At 37.5% G+C, this 19,161-nt stretch carries 24 protein-coding genes; 2 read left to right on the top strand and 22 right to left on the bottom strand.

All coding sequences use genetic code 11. The features are described 5' to 3' along the window. Positions 1 to 3 precede the first annotated feature (3 nt). Both thiC and PHY73_03100 read right to left on the bottom strand, forming a co-directional pair. Entirely contained in the window at positions 4 to 1,620 is a 1,617-nt protein-coding gene (gene thiC / locus PHY73_03105) for a phosphomethylpyrimidine synthase ThiC (protein MDD3374696.1), read from the bottom strand. A gap of 1 nt (position 1,621) precedes the next feature. Then, complete coding sequence (locus PHY73_03100; protein ID MDD3374695.1) at positions 1,622 to 2,176, bottom strand: thioredoxin family protein; 555 nt, start codon at positions 2,174 to 2,176, stop codon at positions 1,622 to 1,624. 232 nt (positions 2,177 to 2,408) lie between these two features. Between PHY73_03100 and PHY73_03095 the strand changes: the two genes are divergently transcribed. Then, positions 2,409 to 3,056 carry an MBL fold metallo-hydrolase gene (locus PHY73_03095; protein ID MDD3374694.1) on the top strand — a complete coding sequence of 216 codons (648 nt, stop codon included), beginning with the start codon at positions 2,409 to 2,411 and terminating at the stop codon, positions 3,054 to 3,056. A gap of 25 nt (positions 3,057 to 3,081) precedes the next feature. Here PHY73_03095 and cysK read toward each other — a convergent pair whose 3' ends face one another. From cysK to acnA, 13 genes are all read right to left on the bottom strand, one after another. Further along, positions 3,082 to 4,008, bottom strand: a complete 927-nt coding sequence (gene cysK / locus PHY73_03090; protein ID MDD3374693.1) for a cysteine synthase A — start codon at positions 4,006 to 4,008, stop codon at positions 3,082 to 3,084. A gap of 10 nt (positions 4,009 to 4,018) precedes the next feature. Beyond that, complete coding sequence (locus PHY73_03085) at positions 4,019 to 5,302, bottom strand: homocysteine synthase (GenBank protein MDD3374692.1); 1,284 nt, start codon at positions 5,300 to 5,302, stop codon at positions 4,019 to 4,021. Positions 5,303 to 5,327: 25 nt separating this feature from the next. Further along, on the bottom strand, positions 5,328 to 5,762 hold the full coding sequence (locus PHY73_03080) for an Rrf2 family transcriptional regulator (GenBank protein ID MDD3374691.1): 435 nt from the start codon (positions 5,760 to 5,762) through the stop codon (positions 5,328 to 5,330). A 78-nt stretch (positions 5,763 to 5,840) separates the two neighbouring features. Beyond that, entirely contained in the window at positions 5,841 to 6,707 is an 867-nt protein-coding gene (locus tag PHY73_03075) for an SDR family oxidoreductase (GenBank protein ID MDD3374690.1), read from the bottom strand. Beyond that, positions 6,691 to 7,791 carry a chorismate synthase gene (gene aroC, locus PHY73_03070; GenBank protein MDD3374689.1) on the bottom strand — a complete coding sequence of 367 codons (1,101 nt, stop codon included), beginning with the start codon at positions 7,789 to 7,791 and terminating at the stop codon, positions 6,691 to 6,693. Before aroC ends, PHY73_03075 begins: the two co-directional genes overlap by 17 nt. Before the next feature lies 1 nt (position 7,792). Beyond that, positions 7,793 to 8,404 carry a 3-isopropylmalate dehydratase small subunit gene (gene leuD, locus PHY73_03065; GenBank protein ID MDD3374688.1) on the bottom strand — a complete coding sequence of 204 codons (612 nt, stop codon included), beginning with the start codon at positions 8,402 to 8,404 and terminating at the stop codon, positions 7,793 to 7,795. 34 nt (positions 8,405 to 8,438) lie between these two features. Continuing rightward, a complete protein-coding gene (leuC, locus tag PHY73_03060) occupies positions 8,439 to 9,839 on the bottom strand; it encodes a 3-isopropylmalate dehydratase large subunit (GenBank protein ID MDD3374687.1) in 1,401 nt (466 codons plus the stop codon). 91 nt (positions 9,840 to 9,930) lie between these two features. Further along, positions 9,931 to 10,140 carry a DUF6485 family protein gene (locus tag PHY73_03055; GenBank protein MDD3374686.1) on the bottom strand — a complete coding sequence of 70 codons (210 nt, stop codon included), beginning with the start codon at positions 10,138 to 10,140 and terminating at the stop codon, positions 9,931 to 9,933. After that, positions 10,137 to 10,556, bottom strand: coding sequence for a hypothetical protein (locus PHY73_03050; GenBank protein MDD3374685.1), 420 nt, complete (start codon positions 10,554 to 10,556; stop codon positions 10,137 to 10,139). Before PHY73_03050 ends, PHY73_03055 begins: the two co-directional genes overlap by 4 nt. Continuing rightward, entirely contained in the window at positions 10,557 to 10,919 is a 363-nt protein-coding gene (locus PHY73_03045) for a hypothetical protein (protein MDD3374684.1), read from the bottom strand. An 18-nt stretch (positions 10,920 to 10,937) separates the two neighbouring features. Beyond that, positions 10,938 to 11,114 (bottom strand): hypothetical protein, encoded by a 177-nt coding sequence (locus PHY73_03040; protein ID MDD3374683.1) that lies wholly within the window; start codon positions 11,112 to 11,114, stop codon positions 10,938 to 10,940. Continuing rightward, positions 11,111 to 11,338 (bottom strand): NUMOD3 domain-containing DNA-binding protein, encoded by a 228-nt coding sequence (locus tag PHY73_03035; protein ID MDD3374682.1) that lies wholly within the window; start codon positions 11,336 to 11,338, stop codon positions 11,111 to 11,113. Before PHY73_03035 ends, PHY73_03040 begins: the two co-directional genes overlap by 4 nt. Positions 11,339 to 11,359: 21 nt before the next feature. Next, a complete protein-coding gene (gene acnA, locus PHY73_03030; protein MDD3374681.1) occupies positions 11,360 to 13,996 on the bottom strand; it encodes an aconitate hydratase AcnA in 2,637 nt (878 codons plus the stop codon). Between the two features lie 103 nt (positions 13,997 to 14,099). Between acnA and PHY73_03025 the strand changes: the two genes are divergently transcribed. Next, on the top strand, positions 14,100 to 14,351 hold the full coding sequence (locus PHY73_03025) for a ferredoxin family protein (GenBank protein MDD3374680.1): 252 nt from the start codon (positions 14,100 to 14,102) through the stop codon (positions 14,349 to 14,351). Here PHY73_03025 and PHY73_03020 read toward each other — a convergent pair whose 3' ends face one another. From PHY73_03020 to PHY73_02990, 7 genes are all read right to left on the bottom strand, one after another. Further along, complete coding sequence (locus PHY73_03020; GenBank protein MDD3374679.1) at positions 14,352 to 14,849, bottom strand: YbhB/YbcL family Raf kinase inhibitor-like protein; 498 nt, start codon at positions 14,847 to 14,849, stop codon at positions 14,352 to 14,354. It abuts the gene before it with no gap. 93 nt (positions 14,850 to 14,942) lie between these two features. Next, positions 14,943 to 15,707 (bottom strand): exodeoxyribonuclease III, encoded by a 765-nt coding sequence (locus PHY73_03015; protein ID MDD3374678.1) that lies wholly within the window; start codon positions 15,705 to 15,707, stop codon positions 14,943 to 14,945. Next, a complete protein-coding gene (gene amrS, locus PHY73_03010; protein ID MDD3374677.1) occupies positions 15,707 to 16,783 on the bottom strand; it encodes an AmmeMemoRadiSam system radical SAM enzyme in 1,077 nt (358 codons plus the stop codon). The genes PHY73_03015 and amrS overlap by 1 nt, the downstream gene beginning before the upstream one ends. Positions 16,784 to 16,793: 10 nt before the next feature. Next, on the bottom strand, positions 16,794 to 17,777 hold the full coding sequence (locus tag PHY73_03005) for a DUF3137 domain-containing protein (GenBank protein MDD3374676.1): 984 nt from the start codon (positions 17,775 to 17,777) through the stop codon (positions 16,794 to 16,796). A gap of 19 nt (positions 17,778 to 17,796) precedes the next feature. Further along, the gene (locus tag PHY73_03000) at positions 17,797 to 18,354 is read right to left on the bottom strand and encodes a LemA family protein (GenBank protein ID MDD3374675.1); all 558 of its coding nucleotides are present in this window, start codon (positions 18,352 to 18,354) and stop codon (positions 17,797 to 17,799) included. Between the two features lie 173 nt (positions 18,355 to 18,527). Next, a complete protein-coding gene (locus PHY73_02995; GenBank protein ID MDD3374674.1) occupies positions 18,528 to 18,728 on the bottom strand; it encodes a cold-shock protein in 201 nt (66 codons plus the stop codon). Between the two features lie 285 nt (positions 18,729 to 19,013). Continuing rightward, positions 19,014 to 19,161 (bottom strand): cold shock domain-containing protein (locus PHY73_02990; GenBank protein MDD3374673.1); only part of this gene is annotated, 148 nt, incomplete at its 5' end.

Genomic DNA, 19,161 nt, shown 5'->3' with positions numbered 1-19,161 from the left:
ATTTTATTGGTTTTTTTTCAAACACTTTTTGGAGATGCCTCGAAGATCATGGCTAACCTTCATTGAGCAGAAATCTGGACCACACATTGAACAGAAGCGGTCTTTTTTTGATTTATCTTCTGGGAGAGTTTGATCGTGAAAATCTTTCGCCTTTTGCGGATCCAAACTTAAATTAAACTGATCCTGCCAATTAAATTCGAAGCGAGCCTGCGAAATTGCTCGATCCCACTGTTGCGCGCCTTTGTGTCCCTTAGCTAAATCTGCGGCATGAGCTGCAATTTTATACGCAATCATCCCTTCCTTAACGTCATTTTTGTCAGGCAGTCCAAGATGTTCTTTGGGCGTAACGTAACAAAGCATGGCTGTTCCATACCAGCCAATGATCGCAGCTCCGATGGCTGATGTAATATGATCGTAGCCAGGAGCAATGTCTGTTGTCAATGGTCCTAATGTATAAAACGGTGCGCCATGACAAAGTTCAATTTGTTTGTCCATATTTTCTTTAATCAAATGAATTGGAATATGTCCTGGCCCTTCAATGATGGCTTGCACATCATGTGCCCAGGCAATCTTAACTAGATCTCCTAAAACTTTTAATTCCGCAAATTGTGCCTCATCGTTGGCATCGGCGATACTTCCAGGCCGTAATCCATCACCAAGGCTGATACCGATATCATATTGCTTTAGGATTTCACAAATTTCATCAAAATGTATATAAAGAAAATTTTCTTTATTATGAACAGTACACCATTTCGAAAGAACAGCTCCTCCTCGAGAAACAATGCCAGTTAAGCGATTCGTAGAAAGTTTTACATTTTCAAGAAGAACGCCGGCATGAATAGTAAAATAATCCACGCCTTGCTCGGCTTGCTCAATTAATGTTTCCTTAAAGATTTCCCATGTTAAGTTTTCAGGTTTCCCCCAGACTTTTTCTAATGCTTGATAAATCGGAACTGTCCCAATCGGAACAGGAGAATTGCGCAAAATCCATTCACGTGTTTCATGAATATTAGGGCCAGTGGAAAGATCCATCACCGTATCGGCTCCCCATCGAATTGCCCAAATCATTTTTTCAATTTCTTCGCACACACTTGAGCTAAGAGCAGAATTTCCAATATTTGCATTAATTTTAGTTAAGAAGCTTCGCCCAATAATCATTGGTTCAGCTTCAGGGTGATTAATATTTGCCGGAATAAACGCTTTTCCGTTTGCGACCTCATCTCTAACAAATTCAGGAGTGCAATTTTCTCTGATAGCAATAAATTCCATTTCAGGAGTAACAATGCCTTTTTTTGCATAATGAAGTTGTGTCACATTTGATCCTGGCTTTGCACACAAAGCCTTCTTTTCGATGTTTACCAGATCAGTATCATCGCGATCAGAAATCCACTTGTTTCGCAAAGGATCAAGTCCTTTGCTTATATCGATCGTAGCATCAGGATCAGTGTATGGACCGGAAGTGTCATATAAGTTAAGCAATTCTCCATTGTGATGAGAAATTTGACGAAACGGAACACGAATGTCAGAAAAAATATTTCCATGAAAATAGACTTTCTTCGAGCCTGGAAGTGGCTTGTAGCTTAAATCTATCTTTTTAAATGTCAGGTTAGTGTTGATCATTTTATGTATTAAGCCATTTGATAGAGCAACCCATCGATGGATTTTGTCGTCTTTCAATTTCTCCGCCATTGATAAGAGCGTCGATTGCCTCTCTTAGCTCATGAGAAGTTACCTTGTCTTCATCTTTCCAGTTGTCATCAATACGCCCATGATAAACAAGTTCTTTATTCCCGTTAAAAAGATAAATATCAGGCGTACATTGTGCCTTAAAATCTTTTGCTACTTGTTGTGTTTTGTCGATAAGATATGGAAAATCAATGCCTAATTCATTAATTTTATCAATCATTCTTTCTGGCGCATCATCAGGATAATTTGGATTAATATTAGGATTAATGGCAATTGTATTAATTTTGCTCTGTCTGCTATCTTTGGCAATTGATATGACACGTGGCCAAACAGCTTGTGCGTAAGGACAATGATTACATGTAAAAACGACTAAAAGGCCTTTTTCTGCAAAAAGATCATCTGAAGAATGCATTTGTCCTGCTGAATCAGGCAATTGAAAGCTTGGAATTTTAGTCCCTAAAGGAATTTTAACTGAAGCGATTAACGACATATGTACTCCTCTTTAAATGAGCCCTGCCGTTTTGCTTCGGTTTTGCTTGCAAAACGAAGCAGCAGGGGAAAATTTATCCCGTCCCGCAGAGGATCGGGATGTTAGTATTTTTATTAAGAGATATATTATAAACCCCTGTTTTGCTCTGTCAAGGACAAACCAAAAAGGCTTTTAGTTGCTTTTTGAAATATTTGAAATATAATAATGCAATATTGGTTACAAAAGGATTTTTATGGTTGATTCAAAAATTATTATAAAGCAAATTATGGTTGGATCTATGCAAAACTTTGCATATTTGATTGGTGATCCAGAAACCCGTCAAGTTGCTGTTGTCGATCCAGCATGGGATATCGATTTGATTTGTCGCCAAGCAGAAAACAATAATCTTAAAATTGTTTCAATTCTTTTGACGCATGGCCATTATGATCATGTGGACGGTGTCGATGATTTACTTCAGCGATACGATGTTCCTGTTTATATTTCACAGCAAGAGCTTGAAATATACACGCCTAACTGTAAGAATTTAAAGAAAGTAAAGAATCATGAGAAAATTAAAATTGGAAATATTAATATTGAATGTATTCTAACGCCAGGTCATACGCCAGGATGTCAGTGCTTCTATGTTCCCGGCCACTTGATCACAGGAGACACTCTTTTTATTCATGGATGCGGTCGTTGCGATTTACCTGGTGGGGATGCAACAAAAATGTATCATTCGCTATACAACATTATAGGAAAATTACCAGACGAAACAATTATCTATCCAGGACATTTTTACGGGCCATCTGAAACTGCGACATTAAGATCTCAAAAAGAAACAAATCCTTATTTGAAAAGTAGTAGCTTAGAACATTTTTTGTCTAAGCGAATGGGTCTTTAGCTTAAATTTGCATTAGAACTTAGAATTATTCATCAAATAACCACGTTGATAAATAGCGCTCTCCTGTGTCGCATAATACTGTGACAATTGTTTTTCCTTTGGCTTCAGGACGCTTAGCAATCTCGAGAGCAGCCCAAACATTAGCCCCTGCTGAAATCCCAACCAAAATTCCTTCTTCTTTAGCAAGACGTCTTGATGTCTGACCTGCATCTTCGCTAGAAACTGTCATGATTTCATCGATAACGCTCCTGTCAATGACATCTGGGATAAAACCTGCGCCAATTCCTTGAATTTTATGTGGTCCAGGATTACCGCCAGACAAAACAGGTGAATCAACGGGTTCAACAGCAATAATTTTAACATTTGGATTCTTTTCTTTTAAAGCTTTGCCGACACCTGTTATGGTTCCCCCTGTACCAACACCAGTTATAAAGAAATCGACATTTCCATCTGTATCTTTTAAAATTTCTTGTGCTGTTGTTTTCTGATGAATTTCTGGATTTGCGGAGTTTTGAAATTGTTGCGGCATAAAACTGTTTGGTGTCTCAGAAACAATCTCCTCTGCTTTTTCAATGGCTCCCTTCATCCCTTTGGCTCCATCGGTCAAAACAAGCTCTGCGCCCAATGCCTTTAAAAGTTTTCTGCGCTCGACGCTCATAGTATCCGGCATCGTCAAAATAAGCTTATAGTCTTTAGCTGCGGCAACAAAAGAAAGTGCGATGCCTGTATTGCCGCTTGTAGGCTCTACAATAACAGAACCTTTCTTTAAGGCTCCGCTTTCTTCAGCAGCTTGAATCATAGCCAGTCCAATTCGATCTTTAACACTTGAAAGTGGATTAAAAAATTCTGCCTTGGCTAAAACAGTGGCATCTAATCCTGCGGTTAATTTATTAATTTTTATAAGCGGCGTATTACCGACTGTTTCTGTAATATCATTGAATATTCTTGCCATTAGAACCTCCTTAACCCAACGCCTGATCGATATCTGCAATAATATCATCAATATGTTCAATGCCGATCGACAAGCGAATAAAATCTGGCGTTGTTCCTGTCGCTAGCTGCTCTTTTTCAGACAGTTGCTGATGAGTTGTGCTTGCTGGGTGAATCGCTAAACTTTTTGCATCTCCAATATTTGCTAAATGCGAAATCAGCTTTAAAGAATTAATAAACTTCTTTCCAGCCGATGCGCCACCTCTAATACCAAATCCAATAATTGCCCCTGCCCCTTTAGGTAAGTATTTATTAGCTTTTTGTTTTTCAGGGCTTGACTCAAGACCTGGGTAATTAATCCAGCTAACCTTTGGATGTTTTTCAAGATATTTCGCAACAGCCAGAGCATTCTCAGAATGCCGAGGCAAACGTAAATGAAGGGTTTCAAGACCTTGCAAAAAGAGAAAAGAATTAAATGGTGATAATGCAGGTCCAATGTCGCGCAATAATGTAACGCGGGCTTTAGTAATGTACGCAATATTGCCAAACGGCTTTAAAGCTTCGACAAAATTAAGATTGTGATAGCTTGGATCGGGATCAGCAATAAGCGGAAACTTTCCATTCGTCCAATTAAATTTCCCAGAATCTACAATCACTCCTCCTATTGATGTTCCGTGACCTCCAATAAATTTTGTTGCTGAATAAACAACAATATCAGCACCAAAATCAATTGGTCGAAGCAAATAAGGAGAAACCGTATTATCAATAATAAGTGGGATTCCATTTTTATGCGCCAGTTTAGCTAATGCTTCAATATCCGTAACATTTAATTTTGGATTTCCAATAGATTCGGCATAAATAGCTTTTGTTTTTGGTGTGATCGCTTTTTCAAACGCCGCAATATCATCCGACGGCACAAAATTAACCTTTATACCAAAACGCTTAAAAGTATAATGAAAAAGCGTGTAAGTTCCACCATAAAGATTATCCGCCGAAACAATCTCATCACCTGATTGTGCAATATTAAGAATCGCTAAACTAATAGCCGACTGTCCACTTGCCACAGCTAAAGCGGCCACTCCACCATCTAGTGCCGCTACTCGCTTTTCAAAAACATCAGTTGTCGGATTCATTAACCGCGTATAAATATTGCCAAATTCCTTTAAAGCAAATAAGTCCGCAGCATGATCTGTACTTTTAAATACATAGGATGTCGTTTGGTAAATCGGAACCGCCCTTGCTCCCGTTGTTGGATCTGGCTCTTGGCCTGCATGCAGCGCCAATGTTTCAATATTTAATTTCTTTTCTTTTGTCATCTCTTCCTCCGTAAAGTTGTTACAATTAAATAGCGTATTCTAAAATTCTTGATCGTTTCTCTTGTCGCTCTACCATTTGCTCTAATGTAACAGACGACAAGATTTTTTTTAATTTCGCAGAGATGTCTTCCCAAATCTCATTAGTAACAGAAGTTAAAATATAATCAGCTTTAACATCATCTGAACTTTCAGTAAAATCCAAAGGACCCTCTAAAGGCAAAATAATTTCTTTTAGAGTAATTGATTTTGGCGGCTTAGCAAGCTCATAGCCACCCTGCGCTCCTCTAGTTGAATTGATTAATCCAGCATTCTTTAAGGATGAAATGAGCTGCCACAGATATTTTTCAGAAATTCCTTGATTGGACGCCATTTCTTTTAAGAGAAGTTGGCGTTTTCTATAATTTAATGCAAGATCAAGCATTAAACGTGTCCCGTATTTTCCTTTTGTTGATAATTTCATTCTATCTCTACCTTCTCTATCGATTTACTAGATATTGTATCAAGAAGAAAAAACTTGTCAAGAATTTCTTTTATAATATTATAATTTAGAATTTAGACGCGTGACATATCTCACGAGTCGCGAAAAAAGGCCAAAGGGGAGAAATTTTCGAAATGCATATAAAAGCTTACCGCTTGCATCAGGGATATTTCGAAAAGGTGGGGAATTTGAACTAATTAATCTTTCAACAAGAACGGCTACGTCCTCTGGGTTGCGGCCAGATATTTTAACACGGTCATTTGTTCGTTTTTGAAAACTTTGCGAAATTTTATAATACGGACTTTGCGGATTAAAGAAATTTGTAGCGTAACGCCTGTTTTCATGAAGAATTTTTGTTTTATATAATCCTGGTTCAATCAAGCACACATTGATTCCGAATGGCTTCAATTCATAGTATAGGCTCTCAGAAAATCCTTCTAAAGCCCACTTGCTTGCATTGTAGGCCCCAAAACATGGCAATCCATACAATCCTGAAACACTTGAAATATTAAGGATCGTCCCTTTTCTCTGTTCTCGCATTAACGGAAGAGCCTCACGCGTAACATTTTGAACGCCGAAAAAGTTTGTTTCCATTTGTGAATGAATTTCTTCCTGCGTTAAATCTTCAAAAAAACCACCAATGCCATATCCTGCATTATTTACTAAAACATCTAAATGGCCATATTTTTCTTTGATATATTTAATAACGTTTTTAATAGAATCAACATCTAATACATCTAATCTTAAAATTTCTGCTTCACCACCTCTTAAAGCAATTTCTTCAACAAGATCGTCTTGCTTGGATAAATTGCGCATAGTGGCCACAACGCGATAATCCAGACTTGCTAATCGCGCCGCGATACGCAAGCCAAATCCGCTCGAACAACCAGTGATTAGAACAACTTTTTTATTAGATTTTTTTGTCATGTGAGGGTAAATAACTACGATTTTGAAATGCTTTTTTGGATAAGCAACAATCAACCATAACAAGTGCAACCATAGCCTCAACAACAACAACTGCTCGTGGACAGATACAAGGATCATGACGTCCTTTAATCTCCATTGTTGTTGATTTGCCGTCTAAGGTAGCGGCTTGTTGTGGTTTGGCAATCGAACATGTTGGACGAATAACAGTGCGCAAAATGATATCATTCCCATTGGAGATTCCACCAGAAATGCCGCCAGAATGATTTGTTTTTGACTTTAAAGCTCCATCTTTCCATGCTGAAACATCATTAAATTCTGATCCTTTCATGGTCGCCGAGTGAAATCCATCGCCAATTTCAACACCTTTAATTGCACCGATTGACATGACGGCTGCAGCCAAACGAGCATCTAGCTTATCAAAAATTGGATCACCAAGTCCTGCAGGACAATTCTTAACAATCGCTTCAATAATGCCGCCGACAGAATCGCCATCAGCTTTTGCAATTTTGATTCGTTCTACCATTAGCATTGCGGCTTCAGGGTCTGGGCAACGAACAGGATTTGACTCAATGGCTGGCAAATCAATATTCTTTGCAACAATATCATCAACTTGTTTTGTGTACGCCGTTACAGTAATTCCATATTCAGCGAGCATTTTCTTCGCAATGACACCAGCAGCAACGCGCATCGCAGTTTCTCGTCCAGAAGCTCGACCCCCTCCTTGCCAATCACGAATACCATATTTCTTAAAATATGCATAATCAGCGTGACCAGGGCGAAAAACATCTTTTAGATCTTCATAATCTTTTGGGTTAGCATCTGTATTGCGTATTAAAAGACCAATAGGTGTTCCTGTCGTCTTTCCATCTAATACGCCAGATAAAATTTCAACTTCATCTGCCTCTTTACGCTGCGTTGTCATTGAGCTTTGGCCAGGGCGCCGTCTGTTAAGTTCGATTTGGATATCTTCCTTAGTCAACGGCATCCCAGGCCGCACTCCATCAATAACTGCACCAATCGCAGGACCGTGGCTTTCCCCAAAGGTGGTTATTGTAAATAGTTTTCCGAAAGTATTGCCTGCCATACTAGACCCAAGCTCTCTGTTTAGATAATTCTTTTTCGTAATTCTCAATATGATCGATAAACTGCTCTGTCCAGCCAATACTATCTAAACCTTTAATTAAGCAATCTTTGGCAAACGGATCGATCTCAAATGAATATTCTTTTCCATCAGGAGTTTCAATTGTTTGATTCGGTAAATCTGCTGTTATTTTAGCATTAGCGTTACTTAAAACAAAGCGGAATAATTCATCAACTTGTTCTGATTTTAATTTTACAAGTAAAATACCGTTTCGAAGACAATTATTATAAAAAATATCAGCAAAACTTGGAGCAATAATCACTTTAAATCCAAAATCTGACAATGCCCAAGGAGCATGTTCTCGAGAAGATCCACATCCAAAATTATCACGTGCAATCAAAATTGTTGCCTTGCGATATTCATCTTTGTTTAGAATAAAATCAGGATTTTCTTTTAATCCAGCATCATCCAAATAACGCCAATCATGAAACAAATGCTTTCCGAATCCGGTTCGCTCTACTTTTTTTAAGAATTGCTTTGGAATAATTGCATCTGTATCAATATTTGCGCGATCAATCGATGCAACAATGCCTGAATGTGTGATTATCGGTTCCATTACTAATTTCTTTCTTTTAAGAAAATTAAAGCCATCAAATAAATTTTCTAATATCGGCGATATGCCCCTTTATCGCCGCAAGAGCAGCCATTTCTGGTCCAACTAGATGCGTTCTGCCGCCTTTTCCTTGACGCCCTTCAAAATTACGATTGCTTGTTGATGCGCATCTCTGCCCATCAGAAAGCTTGTCTTCGTTCATTGCTAAACACATTGAACATCCAGGCTCGCGCCATTCGAACCCTGCTTCTTTAAAAATAATATCTAAGCCTTCTTTTTCAGCTTGACGTTTTACGCGTCCAGAGCCAGGCACAACTAACGCGCGGACGTTTTTAGAAACTTTTTGTCCTTTTGCAATCTTTGCTGCAACTCGCAAATCTTCAATGCGGCCATTAGTACAAGATCCAATAAAAACAGTATCAATCTTAATCGATTGAATCGGCATGCCTGGATTTAAATCCATATAGACTAAAGCTTTTTTAGCAGCTTCGCTCTTTGTTGAATCTTTAAAGCTACTTGGATCAGGAACAACGCTATCGACGCCAACAACTTGTTCTGGAGATGTTCCCCATGTCACTTGAGGTGTAATCATATTAGCATTAATTTCAACGATTTTATCAAACTCAGCATCCTTGTCGCTTTTTAAAGTTTTCCACCAGTTAACAGCCTTATTCCAATTTTCACCCTTAGGTGCAAAATCACGTCCTTTTAAATATTCAAAAGTAACCTCATCCGGGGCAATCATTCCAGCTCTGCCACCGGCTTCAATTGTCATGTTACAAATCGTCATGCGCCCTTCCATTGAAAGATTTTCAATGGCATCCCCTGCGTACTCGATCACATAGCCAGTTGCCCCATCTGTTCCGATTTGACCAATAATATATAAAATCAAATCTTTTGGCGTAACGCCTTTCGACAACGTTCCGCTGACCCTAATTAACATAGTTTTTGAAAGGTTTTGTTGCAATGTTTGGGTTGCCAAAACATGCTCTACTTCAGATGTGCCGATACCAAAAGCGAGTGAGCCAAATGCTCCATGTGTTGCTGTATGCGAATCACCGCAAACAATAACCATCCCAGGCAATGTAAATCCTAATTCTGGGCCAACGATGTGAACAACTCCTTGATCTGGATGCATGAAATCTAATAATTTAACGCCAAACTCTTTGCAATTGCGATCTAAGGCATCCATCTGAATTCTTGATATTTCATCAGCGAAAGATAGATCTTTTGCGCTTGTAGGCACATTATGATCCATAGTTGCGCATGTTCTTTTAGGATGACGAACTTTTCGCCCTTTTAAACGCAATCCTTCAAAAGCCTGAGGTGACGTAACCTCATGCAATAAATGACGATCAACATAAATAATCGTAGCATCATTTTGTCCTTCTCGAACAATATGTGCGTCCCAAATTTTCTGATAAAGTGTTTTTCCCATAATATTTCTAAGAATTCATGTGTTTATAATAGCTCTTAATTTAACATAGAGCATTACGGCATTCAAGTGTTTTCTGTGAGGATCAAGCGACTTATACCTGCTTTTTCTTCTGATAAACTTGGATGAAATGCTCTATTGATCGGTCATACGTTTTTTCAGCATCCGCTGGAAAATAACAAGCGGGCAACGCCCCTTTCTTTCGATGATATCGAATACACTCGCAACAAATCCCCATTTTCTCGCATGAGCTATAACTACAGTTGCATTCTTGAAGATTTTTTTGTTTATTAGGACAATTCATTGGGAAAGCTCCTTTAATTCGTTTAATAATGACTCAAAAGTATCTTTTTTAGGCGATACAATTTCACCCTGATTTAATGATCGTCGAATTTTATCAACGATATCAAGATAATTTTGCTCTCCTTTTGCAAATTCATCGACAACGCTTTGCAAAACATAGGGTGGCCCAACAACTTTTAATAATCGCGCGGCATCGCCATAAAGTTTTGCTGCTTCAAGATAAAGATCAACACAAGCCTCAGCACTCTGTCGATCAGGCCTTACTTCCATCAATTTCTGCGCATAAGCAACCACTTGCTGAGCTCTCTGAATATTATTAAAAGCTCTTATCTGAAGCTCATTTAAATTATTCTCAGCAAAAGCAACTCCAGCACATATAAAAAGAATCCCAAGGAAAGAAATAAATTTATTTAACATCTATGCTCCAAAAATAATAATCAATGCAATTACAATATGCACGCATGCTCCAAGGCGAAGAAGCCAAACCGATTGATTGCTAATCCGCGTAATAATTTCTTCAACCCATTTGCTTTCAAGAAAAATAATTGATTTTAGAATGGATAGAAATCCTAAAATGATAACAAACAAGCATATTTTCCCTTGCGGCAATTCAGAGCTCGCGGCTAAAAGCCAAACACCAACAAGAATGCATATTCTAAAAAAAGTTTTTCTAATGAGCTCAATGTCTTCGGTCTTTAGCCATGCTTTAAATGCCAATGGCTTTAAAAAGAGCATTGTTGCAGACATAAACCAAACAATTCCAAGAAATTTTAAAAGCATTTTTCCCTCCTGCTTCTATTAAAGTGCTTTTTTAATTTGTTCCCTGAATTTTTTTGCAAAAACAGTTTTAGGGTCATCGTCTTGCGCTTGAGCCGGGCAATTGATTTTTTTTCCTTGCTGAACAATCATTGTTTTTGAAGGCATTATTTTCCCGACTTTTTTATGCCAAACTCGCTGGTGAGATTTTTTGGTCATTTTTTTAAAGCAAGACGTCGAGCGCGTTTAATCGCAAGGCTGATTTTACGCTTTGTTGCAGCAGAATGCTTTTTGCCATACATGGGATTATTTTTGCCGCTAACGCTTTGGGAAATCTTCTCTTTTGAAGATTTTTTATGTTTCTTCCCGTAAAAAGAATTCTTAGATCCTCTCTGGGACAAGCTAATCTTACGTTTTGTTGCAGGTGAATGTTTTTTTGGCACGTCATACCTCCTTGGTAAAGTTTAAATCAATTGCCTCAGAACTGTCTGAAGGATTCCACCGTTTCGATAATAATCAATATCAACTTTTGTATCTAGCCGTAGCTTAGCATAAAATTCTTTTTTTGTCCCGCTCGAAGATACTGCTATGACCTTGATTTTTTGCTGTGGCTTAATATTGTTACTAAGACCGATAAAATCAAAGAATTCGTCTCCTTTAAGCCCAAGCATTTTATAAGACTGACCTTTTATAAACTCGAGCGGCAAAACACCCATTCCAACTAGATTGCTTCGATGAATACGTTCATAACTTTCGGCAATCACAACTTTGATTCCAAGAAGCGCTGTTCCTTTGGCCGCCCAATCTCGAGAAGAGCCAGTTCCATATTCTTTGCCAGCAAGCACAACAAGAGGCGTTTGATCTTTTTTGTATTTTAAAGATGCAGAATAAATATCCATTTTTTCATTTGTCGGTAAATAAATAGTTTGAGACCCTTCTGTTCCAGGCGCCAATAAATTTTTGAGTCGAATATTAGCAAATGTTCCCCGTGTCATAATTTGATCATTCCCTCGGCGAGAACCATAACTATTAAAATCAACAGCCTTAATTCCTTTGCTTTGTAAAAATTGACCAGCGGGACTCGCAGAGGAAATGGCGCCGGCTGGAGAAATATGATCGGTTGTTATCGAATCACCCAAAACAAGAAGTGCACGAGCACCTTTAATCTCAGAAATATCATCAGCGTCTTTTTTCATCCCGCTAAAGAATGGTGGATTTTGAATATAGGTGCTTTTTTCTTTCCAAGAATAGAGATCTGATTTCGTTGATTTAATTTCTTTCCATTCAGATGTTCCCTTGGAGGCACTCCTATACTGCTCAACAAACATTTTTGATTGAACAGATTTCTTGATCAAAGTTTTAATTTCAGAATTTGTTGGCCAGATATCGCTAAGATAAACATCCTCTCCTTTTTTATTTTTCCCTAAAGGTTCTGTTGTTAAGTCAATTGAAATATTTCCGGCAATCGCATAGCCAACAACTAAAGCCGGACTTGCAAGATAGTTAGCCTTAACCCAGGGACTAATGCGTCCTTCAAAATTTCGATTGCCGCTTAAAACACTGGCGACTATTAAATTATTATCAGTAATTTTCTTAGTAATTTCTTCTGCTAATGGTCCACTATTTCCAATACATGTCATACACCCATATCCAGCAAGATGAAAGCCGAGCATCTCTAAATATGAAATAAGGCCTGCTTTTTTAAGATACTCGACAACAACACGTGATCCTGGAGCAAGACTTGTTTTAACAAAAGGTTTTATTTTTAGTCCAGCTGCAATAGCGTTCTTTGCCAATAATCCAGCGCCGATTAAAACAGATGGATCTGATGTATTGGTGCAGCTTGTAATCGAAGCAATTACAACAGAACCATTTGTTAAAGTGTCAGTCGTTTTTGGTGCGGAAAAATTTTTGCTAAATTCAGACTTCATTTTCCCTAAAACAATGCGATCTTGCGGTCGTTTTGGTCCAGCCATACTTAATTGAATCGTATTTAGGTCAAGCTCGATAGTTTTTGTATATTTTGGTGGTTTCGCTCCTTTTTTATAAAACATACCCTGGAGCTTAAAATATTTCTCAATAAGCTCAATTTGATCTTTTGAACGTCCAGTTTCACGATAATATTCAAGAGTTTTTGAATCAACTGGGAATATGCCCATAGTCGCACCATATTCAGGAGACATGTTGGCAATCATCGCACGATTTTCTAATGTTAAACTTTCCAAGCCTTCCCCGAAATATTCAACAAACTTTCCAACAACACCGACTTTTCGAAGTTTTTCAACTATAGTTAAAACCAAATCTGTTGGCGTTATTCCATCACGAAGTTTCCCTTTAAGATGAAATCCAACAACTTGTGGCAATAGCATGTTTAGCGGCTCGCCGAGCATAACTGCTTCAGCTTCGATACCACCGACACCCCATCCTGCAACCCCAAGACCGTTAATCATGGTTGTATGACTATCTGTTCCAATTAAGCTGTCAGGATACAAAGTCTTATTTTTACCTTTTCCTTGTACCAAAACACCTTGTGCAAGATACTCGAGATTGATCTGATGAATAATACCTGTAGCAGGTGGAATAACACGAAAATTCTTAAACGCTTGCTGTCCCCATTTTAGGAATTCATATCGTTCTTTGTTGCGTTTAAATTCTTTGGTAAGATTTTTTTGAAAAGCATACTTTGTTCCTGCATAATCAACTTGAACAGAATGATCAATAATTAAGTCACACTGAACTTGAGGATTAATTTTTCGATAGTCACCACCTAAATTCTTTACAGCATTTCTCATGGCCGCTAAATCAACTACACACGGAACACCTGTAAAATCTTGCAAAATCACGCGCCCAGGCTTAAAAGCAATCTCTGGCAAAGTCTTTACTTTTGATGACCAAGAAGCTATATTTTGAATATCCTGTGAAGTCACTTTATATTCATCGCAATTTCGAATCGCACTTTCTAATAAAATCTTAATCGAAAATGGAAGCTGATCAATATTTGCAAAACCAAATTTCTTGAGTTTTGAAATCTGAAAAACATTGTAGGATCCAGATTTTGTTTTTAGGGTTGCTTTAATGTGGTCTAAATCTATTTTCTTCACAAATGACTCCTTGATTTTAACTATGATTTTGATAAGATTATAAACCTAAATCGCAATTTTGTATATAATCTTATAGACTTTTTAAGACGGAAGTAAAAAATATATGGCCAGTGTTATTACAAATGGTTGTACGAAGTGTAAGAAATGCGTTGAAATTTGCCCTGTAGAGGCATTTCATGAAGACACAAATACTCTTGTGATTAACCCTGAGATTTGTATTGATTGCGGGGCATGCATCCCTGCCTGCCCTGTTAGCATTATTTACGCCGAAGAAGATCTTCCTCAAAATTTAAAAACTTTTAAACAGATCAACGCTGAAAAGTCAAAAACCTTACGTATTGTTTCTGAAAAATAGCTAAAAAGTTTTTTTGTACAATCCAATCATTTGAGCTTGGTCAATAATGCAACCTGACATAGCAGATTCAACGTCGGATTTTCTTGAGTTTTCATCTAAGGTAAGAATTTTATTGAGAGCATAAATCTTAAAGAAATAGCGATGGGTTCCACTGGGAGGACAAGGACCGCCCCAATCCCCGCGGTTAAAATCATTTAAGGCTTGTTTGCCGGGGATGCTTCCTTCCTCAATTCGAGAAGTTTGCGGCATAATATTATAAACAATCCAGTGATCCCAGTTTCCAATCGGAGCATCGGGGTCATCAACAATCAAAACAAGGCTTTTGGCATTTACAGGGATATCGCTGATTAAAAGCGTTGGAGAAACATCTTCTCCTTGGCATGTAAATTTCTTAGGAATCATTTCATTGTGCTTAAATTCAGGGCTAGTAATTTTCATGGCAAACCCTCCTTTGGCAATTAACAAAATAAACAATATTAAAAAAAGAACTTTTTTCATAAATGAGTCCAATCTTGTGGAGCGTCATTAACGCAAGTTTGTTGACGAATTTATCCCGCGAAACTGCAGTCTAGCAGTTGAGTCGGGATTTCTTTAGATAATTTCAATTCCGATTGGGCAATGATCAGAACCTAAGACATCTTTTAAAATATACGAACGTTTAACTTTCGGCAAGAACTCCTGATTTACAAAAAAATAATCTAAGCGCCAGCCAACGTTTCGTGAACGAGCACCCGTTTTGTAATTCCAGAAAGTATAGTGATCAGGTTGCTCAGGATAAAAATGACGAAAAGTATCAACATATCCTTTTTTAATAAGCTTTGTGATCCACGCGCGTTCTTCAGGTAAAAATCCTGTGTTTTCTTGATTACTTTTAGGGCGAGCTAAATCAATCTCATTATGTGCAGTATTGACATCGCCACAAACAATCACATTTTTACTTTTTTTTCGAAACGATTCTATGGTTTTTAGAAATTGATTATAGAACGCCATCTTGTAAGGAACTCTTTTGTTCTCCACGCCACCATTTGGAAAATAAATATTAAACAAAACAAAATCACCAAAATCTAAAACCAAGTTGCGCCCTTCGCAATCAAATTCTTTTTTGCCTATTTTTGTTGAAACACTTTCTGGCTCTTTTTTAGAAAAAACTGAAACACCGCTATAGCCTTTTTTTTCACCCGCAGACCAAAAAGTCTTATATTGAAGTGGTTTTAAAAGATTGTCGGAAAGTTGATCGGGATGGCATTTTGTCTCTTGGATACATAAGATGTCGGGATCTTCTTTTTTAATCCAATCTACAAATCCTTTTTTCTCAATCGCGCGAATACCATTAACATTCCAACTTAAAATCTTCATTATTCATCTCCAAGCTTCACAGAAACACACCGCGATCCCCAGCTTCCAGGTTTTTCATCAAAAAAACCAGCGCATGAAGTGTGGCAATTATCGCATCTATTATTAATCAAATGATACTCCTTAACCTCATACCATGAGCGTTCAATTAGTTTTTGATGACAAACAGCGCAATGCGTTATCGACCCCTCGTCATCATCGATATTACCTGTGTAAACATATTGCAATCCCTTGCTAAGAGCTATTTGTCTTGCCCTCAATAGAGTCTGCTTTGGCGTTGGGCTATAATTCATCATCTGAAAACTTGGATGAAATGCACTGAAATGAACAGGGACTTCTTTCCCCAGATTTTCAACAATCCACGTACAGATCTTATTCAAATCATCATCAGAATCATTTTCTCCGGGGATAATTAAATTGGTAACTTCAAGCCAAGTATTCGTTCTTTCTTTTATAAAAATAAGTGCATCTAATACCGGCTTAAGCTGTGCTAAAGCAAGTCGCCTATAGAAACTTTCACTAATTGATTTTAAGTCCACATTAGCAGCATCCATGTTCTCAAAGAATTCTTCCCTCGCTTCTTTGGATATATAACCCGCTGTAACTGAAATCGTTTTGATATTGTTAAGATGACATTCTTTAGCTGTATCAATAGCATACTCTGCGAAAATCACAGGATCGTTATAAGTAAATGCAACAGATTTTGCTCCCACCTTCTTTGCGGTATCAGCAATTGTTTTTGGTGTGGCTTTCTCAGAAAGGCGATCAAATTCTTTTGATTTTGAAATATCCCAATTCTGGCAAAACTTACATCCCATGTTGCATCCAGCTGTCCCAAATGACAAAACACTTGTTCCCGGATAAAAATGATACAACGGCTTTTTTTCAATAGGATCAATACAAAACCCACTCGAACGCCCATAAGTCGTCAGGATAAGCTCACCAGCAATATTTTGGCGCACAAAACAAAATCCGCGGCTACCTTCAGGAATAACGCACAATCGAGGACAAAGGTAACATTGAACGCTGTTGCCTTCTAATTTTTTCCACCACTGAGCAGTATGATTATTATTTGTCATAGGAATAAATTTATTGTTTTGACCAAATGCGCGTATTTAGATTAAGATCATCCACAATTTTAATGGCTAGCTCGAGATCTTCAAAATACTCTTGGATCGGGGCGAAATCTAACATCGTAGTAAATACTTTCGGCTCAAAAAGATTGCGCTTATACCAAATGGCAATGTAAACATTTGAACGAATGAAAGAAAGATAAATTTCTCGTTTACTTTTCTTTTTGAAGCTTACAATGCGCTGCATCAAGCTTGTTGATAGAATATATCGTGACTCTATAGGATCATCGCTATAAACCGAAAAAAGTTTTTCAAATTCTGGATCTTCAAGCTTAACCAAAGGCGGGCGTGAAATGTTCATTTTCTGAAAAATTGTACCTAAGCCCCCCAACATGCTTTCAACTCTATCAGGAAGAACAAAGGTTTTTTTGCAGAAATCTTTGTTAAAATCAGCAATAAAAAAAAGACCCTTAAAAATGATACGCTCACTTCTATTTTTACCCTGGGTAACATATTTAGCACACAATTCCGAAAATTTTATCTTTGTTTTTCCTATTGTCCCTTGAATTAAATCATCGCCTTTATATTCATTGATCGAGTGATTAAAAATTTCGCTTGATTTGAATTCTGATTCCCTAATAAACCCATCTTTTTGGTAGACTAAACTATCGTCCATAAAGTTTACAATCTGCTTAATAACAACATCCTTAAAATCGCTAACATAGCTTCTCGTTAAAAGACGATACACAAAATACATTCCTGAAAAAGTTGCCGCAATAATAGTGCCAGGAATTCTAAAATCAACATAATGACCATGAATTCCTGAATCGCTACCTGGTATCTTCAAAGAAAAGAAAAAAACAAGCGCACCAATCAAGAAAATAATAAAACTATACGCATAGACAAGGGTGGCGACCTCTTTTCTCTTTTCTTCTAAAACAAGAATACCAGGAAAAAGTTTTTCATCATAAAATTGGGCTAGCTCTAAAAGTGTTCGCAAAGAAACTCCCTGTTAATTTTTATTTATTGAAGATATCCCCAACATTAATATTCTGACGTTCTTGATCGTTAGCTACTGCAAAAACAGCTTTACGCTCATAATTCATCATTGATGCAAGAATGTTGGTTGGAAACATCTCAACAGCATTGTTATAATCTGTAACCGATGCGTTATAAGACCGGCGAGCAGCAGAGATTTGTTCCTCAACCTCATTTAAACTTCCTTGAAGCTGAATAAAATTCTGACTAGCTTTTAAGTCTGGATAATTTTCAACAGCCACCATGATACCGCCTAAAGTTTTGGTGAGCTTATTATCAAGATCAACTTTTTCATTAGATGATAAATTTCCCGAAACAGCTTTTGCTCGAAGCTCTGTGATTTCAGTCAGCGTATTGGCCTCATGTTGCATGTACTGCTTAACGGAAGCGACCAAATTAGGAATAAGATCATAACGTTTTTTTAGCATGACATCAATTGATGCAAAAGCCTTTTCAACATCGTTCTTTTTTCCAATCAAACTGTTGTACATTCCGAAGGCCACCATGCTCACAACAGCGATGATAATAATGAATAACATTTTGCTCCTCCTTGCTCATTTAATAATTAATTTTATAAGTAGTTTATCATTAAACAGATTGTGCGCCAAGTATTTTACACAATTTTAAGAAAATCACTAGTCAGATTAGAAAAAAAAGAGCCGGTGCTTAACGCATCGGCTCTTAAAATTAGCAATATTAGAAAATCGCTTCTTTATAACTTTCTTACATTTTGGGCTTGTTCGCCTTTAGGACCTTGAGCAATTTCAAACTCAACGGCTTGTCCTTCTTCTAAAGATTTATAGCCTTCTCCTTGAATTTCAGCATGATGAACGAATACATCTTTGCCTTCCTCTGGCGAGATAAAACCATAACCTTTTTGGTTACTAAACCACTTTACTGTTCCTTTTGCCATTATTTAACCTCCTTTCGCAATCTTTGAGTATAACCCTAATTCTGAAGTTGAAAACTTTTTGATTAGAACTAGGGCAATAATGGCTGAAAACTAAAAATACCGCTTAGGCTAGATCTTTGTGCCCGAACGGCTTCAAATTTCCTTCTCCCTATTAACTCAACAGCAAGTATGGGGCATGGACTAGATTTTGTCAACTAAAATCTTTAGTAGCAAAAAAATAACAAAAAAAGAGCCGGTGCTTAACGCATCGGCTCTTAAAATTAGCAATATTAGAAAATCGCTTCTTTATAACTTTCTTACATTTTTGGCTTGTTCGCCTTTAGGACCTTGAGCAATTTCAAACTCAACGGCTTGTCCTTCTTCTAAAGATTTATAGCCTTCTCCTTGAATTTCAGCATGATGAACGAATACATCTTTGCCTTCCTCTGGCGAG

The sequence above is a fragment of the Candidatus Omnitrophota bacterium genome, assembly GCA_028693815.1.
In the GTDB taxonomy this organism is placed as follows: domain Bacteria; phylum Omnitrophota; class Gorgyraeia; order Zapsychrales; family Aceulaceae; genus Aceula.
This window is presented reverse-complemented; position numbering and strand designations above follow the sequence as displayed.

Bases quoted from the DNA above. Each gene is read 5' to 3' on its own strand.
- thiC (MDD3374696.1), bottom strand. From the start codon at position 1,620: ATGATCAACACTAACCTGACATTTAAAAAGATAGATTTAAGCTACAAG.
- PHY73_03100 (MDD3374695.1), bottom strand. From the start codon at position 2,176: ATGTCGTTAATCGCTTCAGTTAAAATTCCTTTAGGGACTAAAATTCCA.
- PHY73_03095 (MDD3374694.1), top strand. From the start codon at position 2,409: ATGGTTGATTCAAAAATTATTATAAAGCAAATTATGGTTGGATCTATG.
- cysK (MDD3374693.1), bottom strand. From the start codon at position 4,008: ATGGCAAGAATATTCAATGATATTACAGAAACAGTCGGTAATACGCCG.
- PHY73_03085 (MDD3374692.1), bottom strand. From the start codon at position 5,302: ATGACAAAAGAAAAGAAATTAAATATTGAAACATTGGCGCTGCATGCA.
- PHY73_03080 (MDD3374691.1), bottom strand. From the start codon at position 5,762: ATGAAATTATCAACAAAAGGAAAATACGGGACACGTTTAATGCTTGAT.
- PHY73_03075 (MDD3374690.1), bottom strand. From the start codon at position 6,707: ATGACAAAAAAATCTAATAAAAAAGTTGTTCTAATCACTGGTTGTTCG.
- aroC (MDD3374689.1), bottom strand. From the start codon at position 7,791: ATGGCAGGCAATACTTTCGGAAAACTATTTACAATAACCACCTTTGGG.
- leuD (MDD3374688.1), bottom strand. From the start codon at position 8,404: ATGGAACCGATAATCACACATTCAGGCATTGTTGCATCGATTGATCGC.
- leuC (MDD3374687.1), bottom strand. From the start codon at position 9,839: ATGGGAAAAACACTTTATCAGAAAATTTGGGACGCACATATTGTTCGA.
- PHY73_03055 (MDD3374686.1), bottom strand. From the start codon at position 10,140: ATGAATTGTCCTAATAAACAAAAAAATCTTCAAGAATGCAACTGTAGT.
- PHY73_03050 (MDD3374685.1), bottom strand. From the start codon at position 10,556: ATGTTAAATAAATTTATTTCTTTCCTTGGGATTCTTTTTATATGTGCT.
- PHY73_03045 (MDD3374684.1), bottom strand. From the start codon at position 10,919: ATGCTTTTAAAATTTCTTGGAATTGTTTGGTTTATGTCTGCAACAATG.
- PHY73_03040 (MDD3374683.1), bottom strand. From the start codon at position 11,114: ATGACCAAAAAATCTCACCAGCGAGTTTGGCATAAAAAAGTCGGGAAA.
- PHY73_03025 (MDD3374680.1), top strand. From the start codon at position 14,100: ATGGCCAGTGTTATTACAAATGGTTGTACGAAGTGTAAGAAATGCGTT.
- PHY73_03020 (MDD3374679.1), bottom strand. From the start codon at position 14,849: ATGAAAAAAGTTCTTTTTTTAATATTGTTTATTTTGTTAATTGCCAAA.
- PHY73_03015 (MDD3374678.1), bottom strand. From the start codon at position 15,707: ATGAAGATTTTAAGTTGGAATGTTAATGGTATTCGCGCGATTGAGAAA.
- amrS (MDD3374677.1), bottom strand. From the start codon at position 16,783: ATGACAAATAATAATCATACTGCTCAGTGGTGGAAAAAATTAGAAGGC.
- PHY73_03000 (MDD3374675.1), bottom strand. From the start codon at position 18,354: ATGTTATTCATTATTATCATCGCTGTTGTGAGCATGGTGGCCTTCGGA.
- PHY73_02995 (MDD3374674.1), bottom strand. From the start codon at position 18,728: ATGGCAAAAGGAACAGTAAAGTGGTTTAGTAACCAAAAAGGTTATGGT.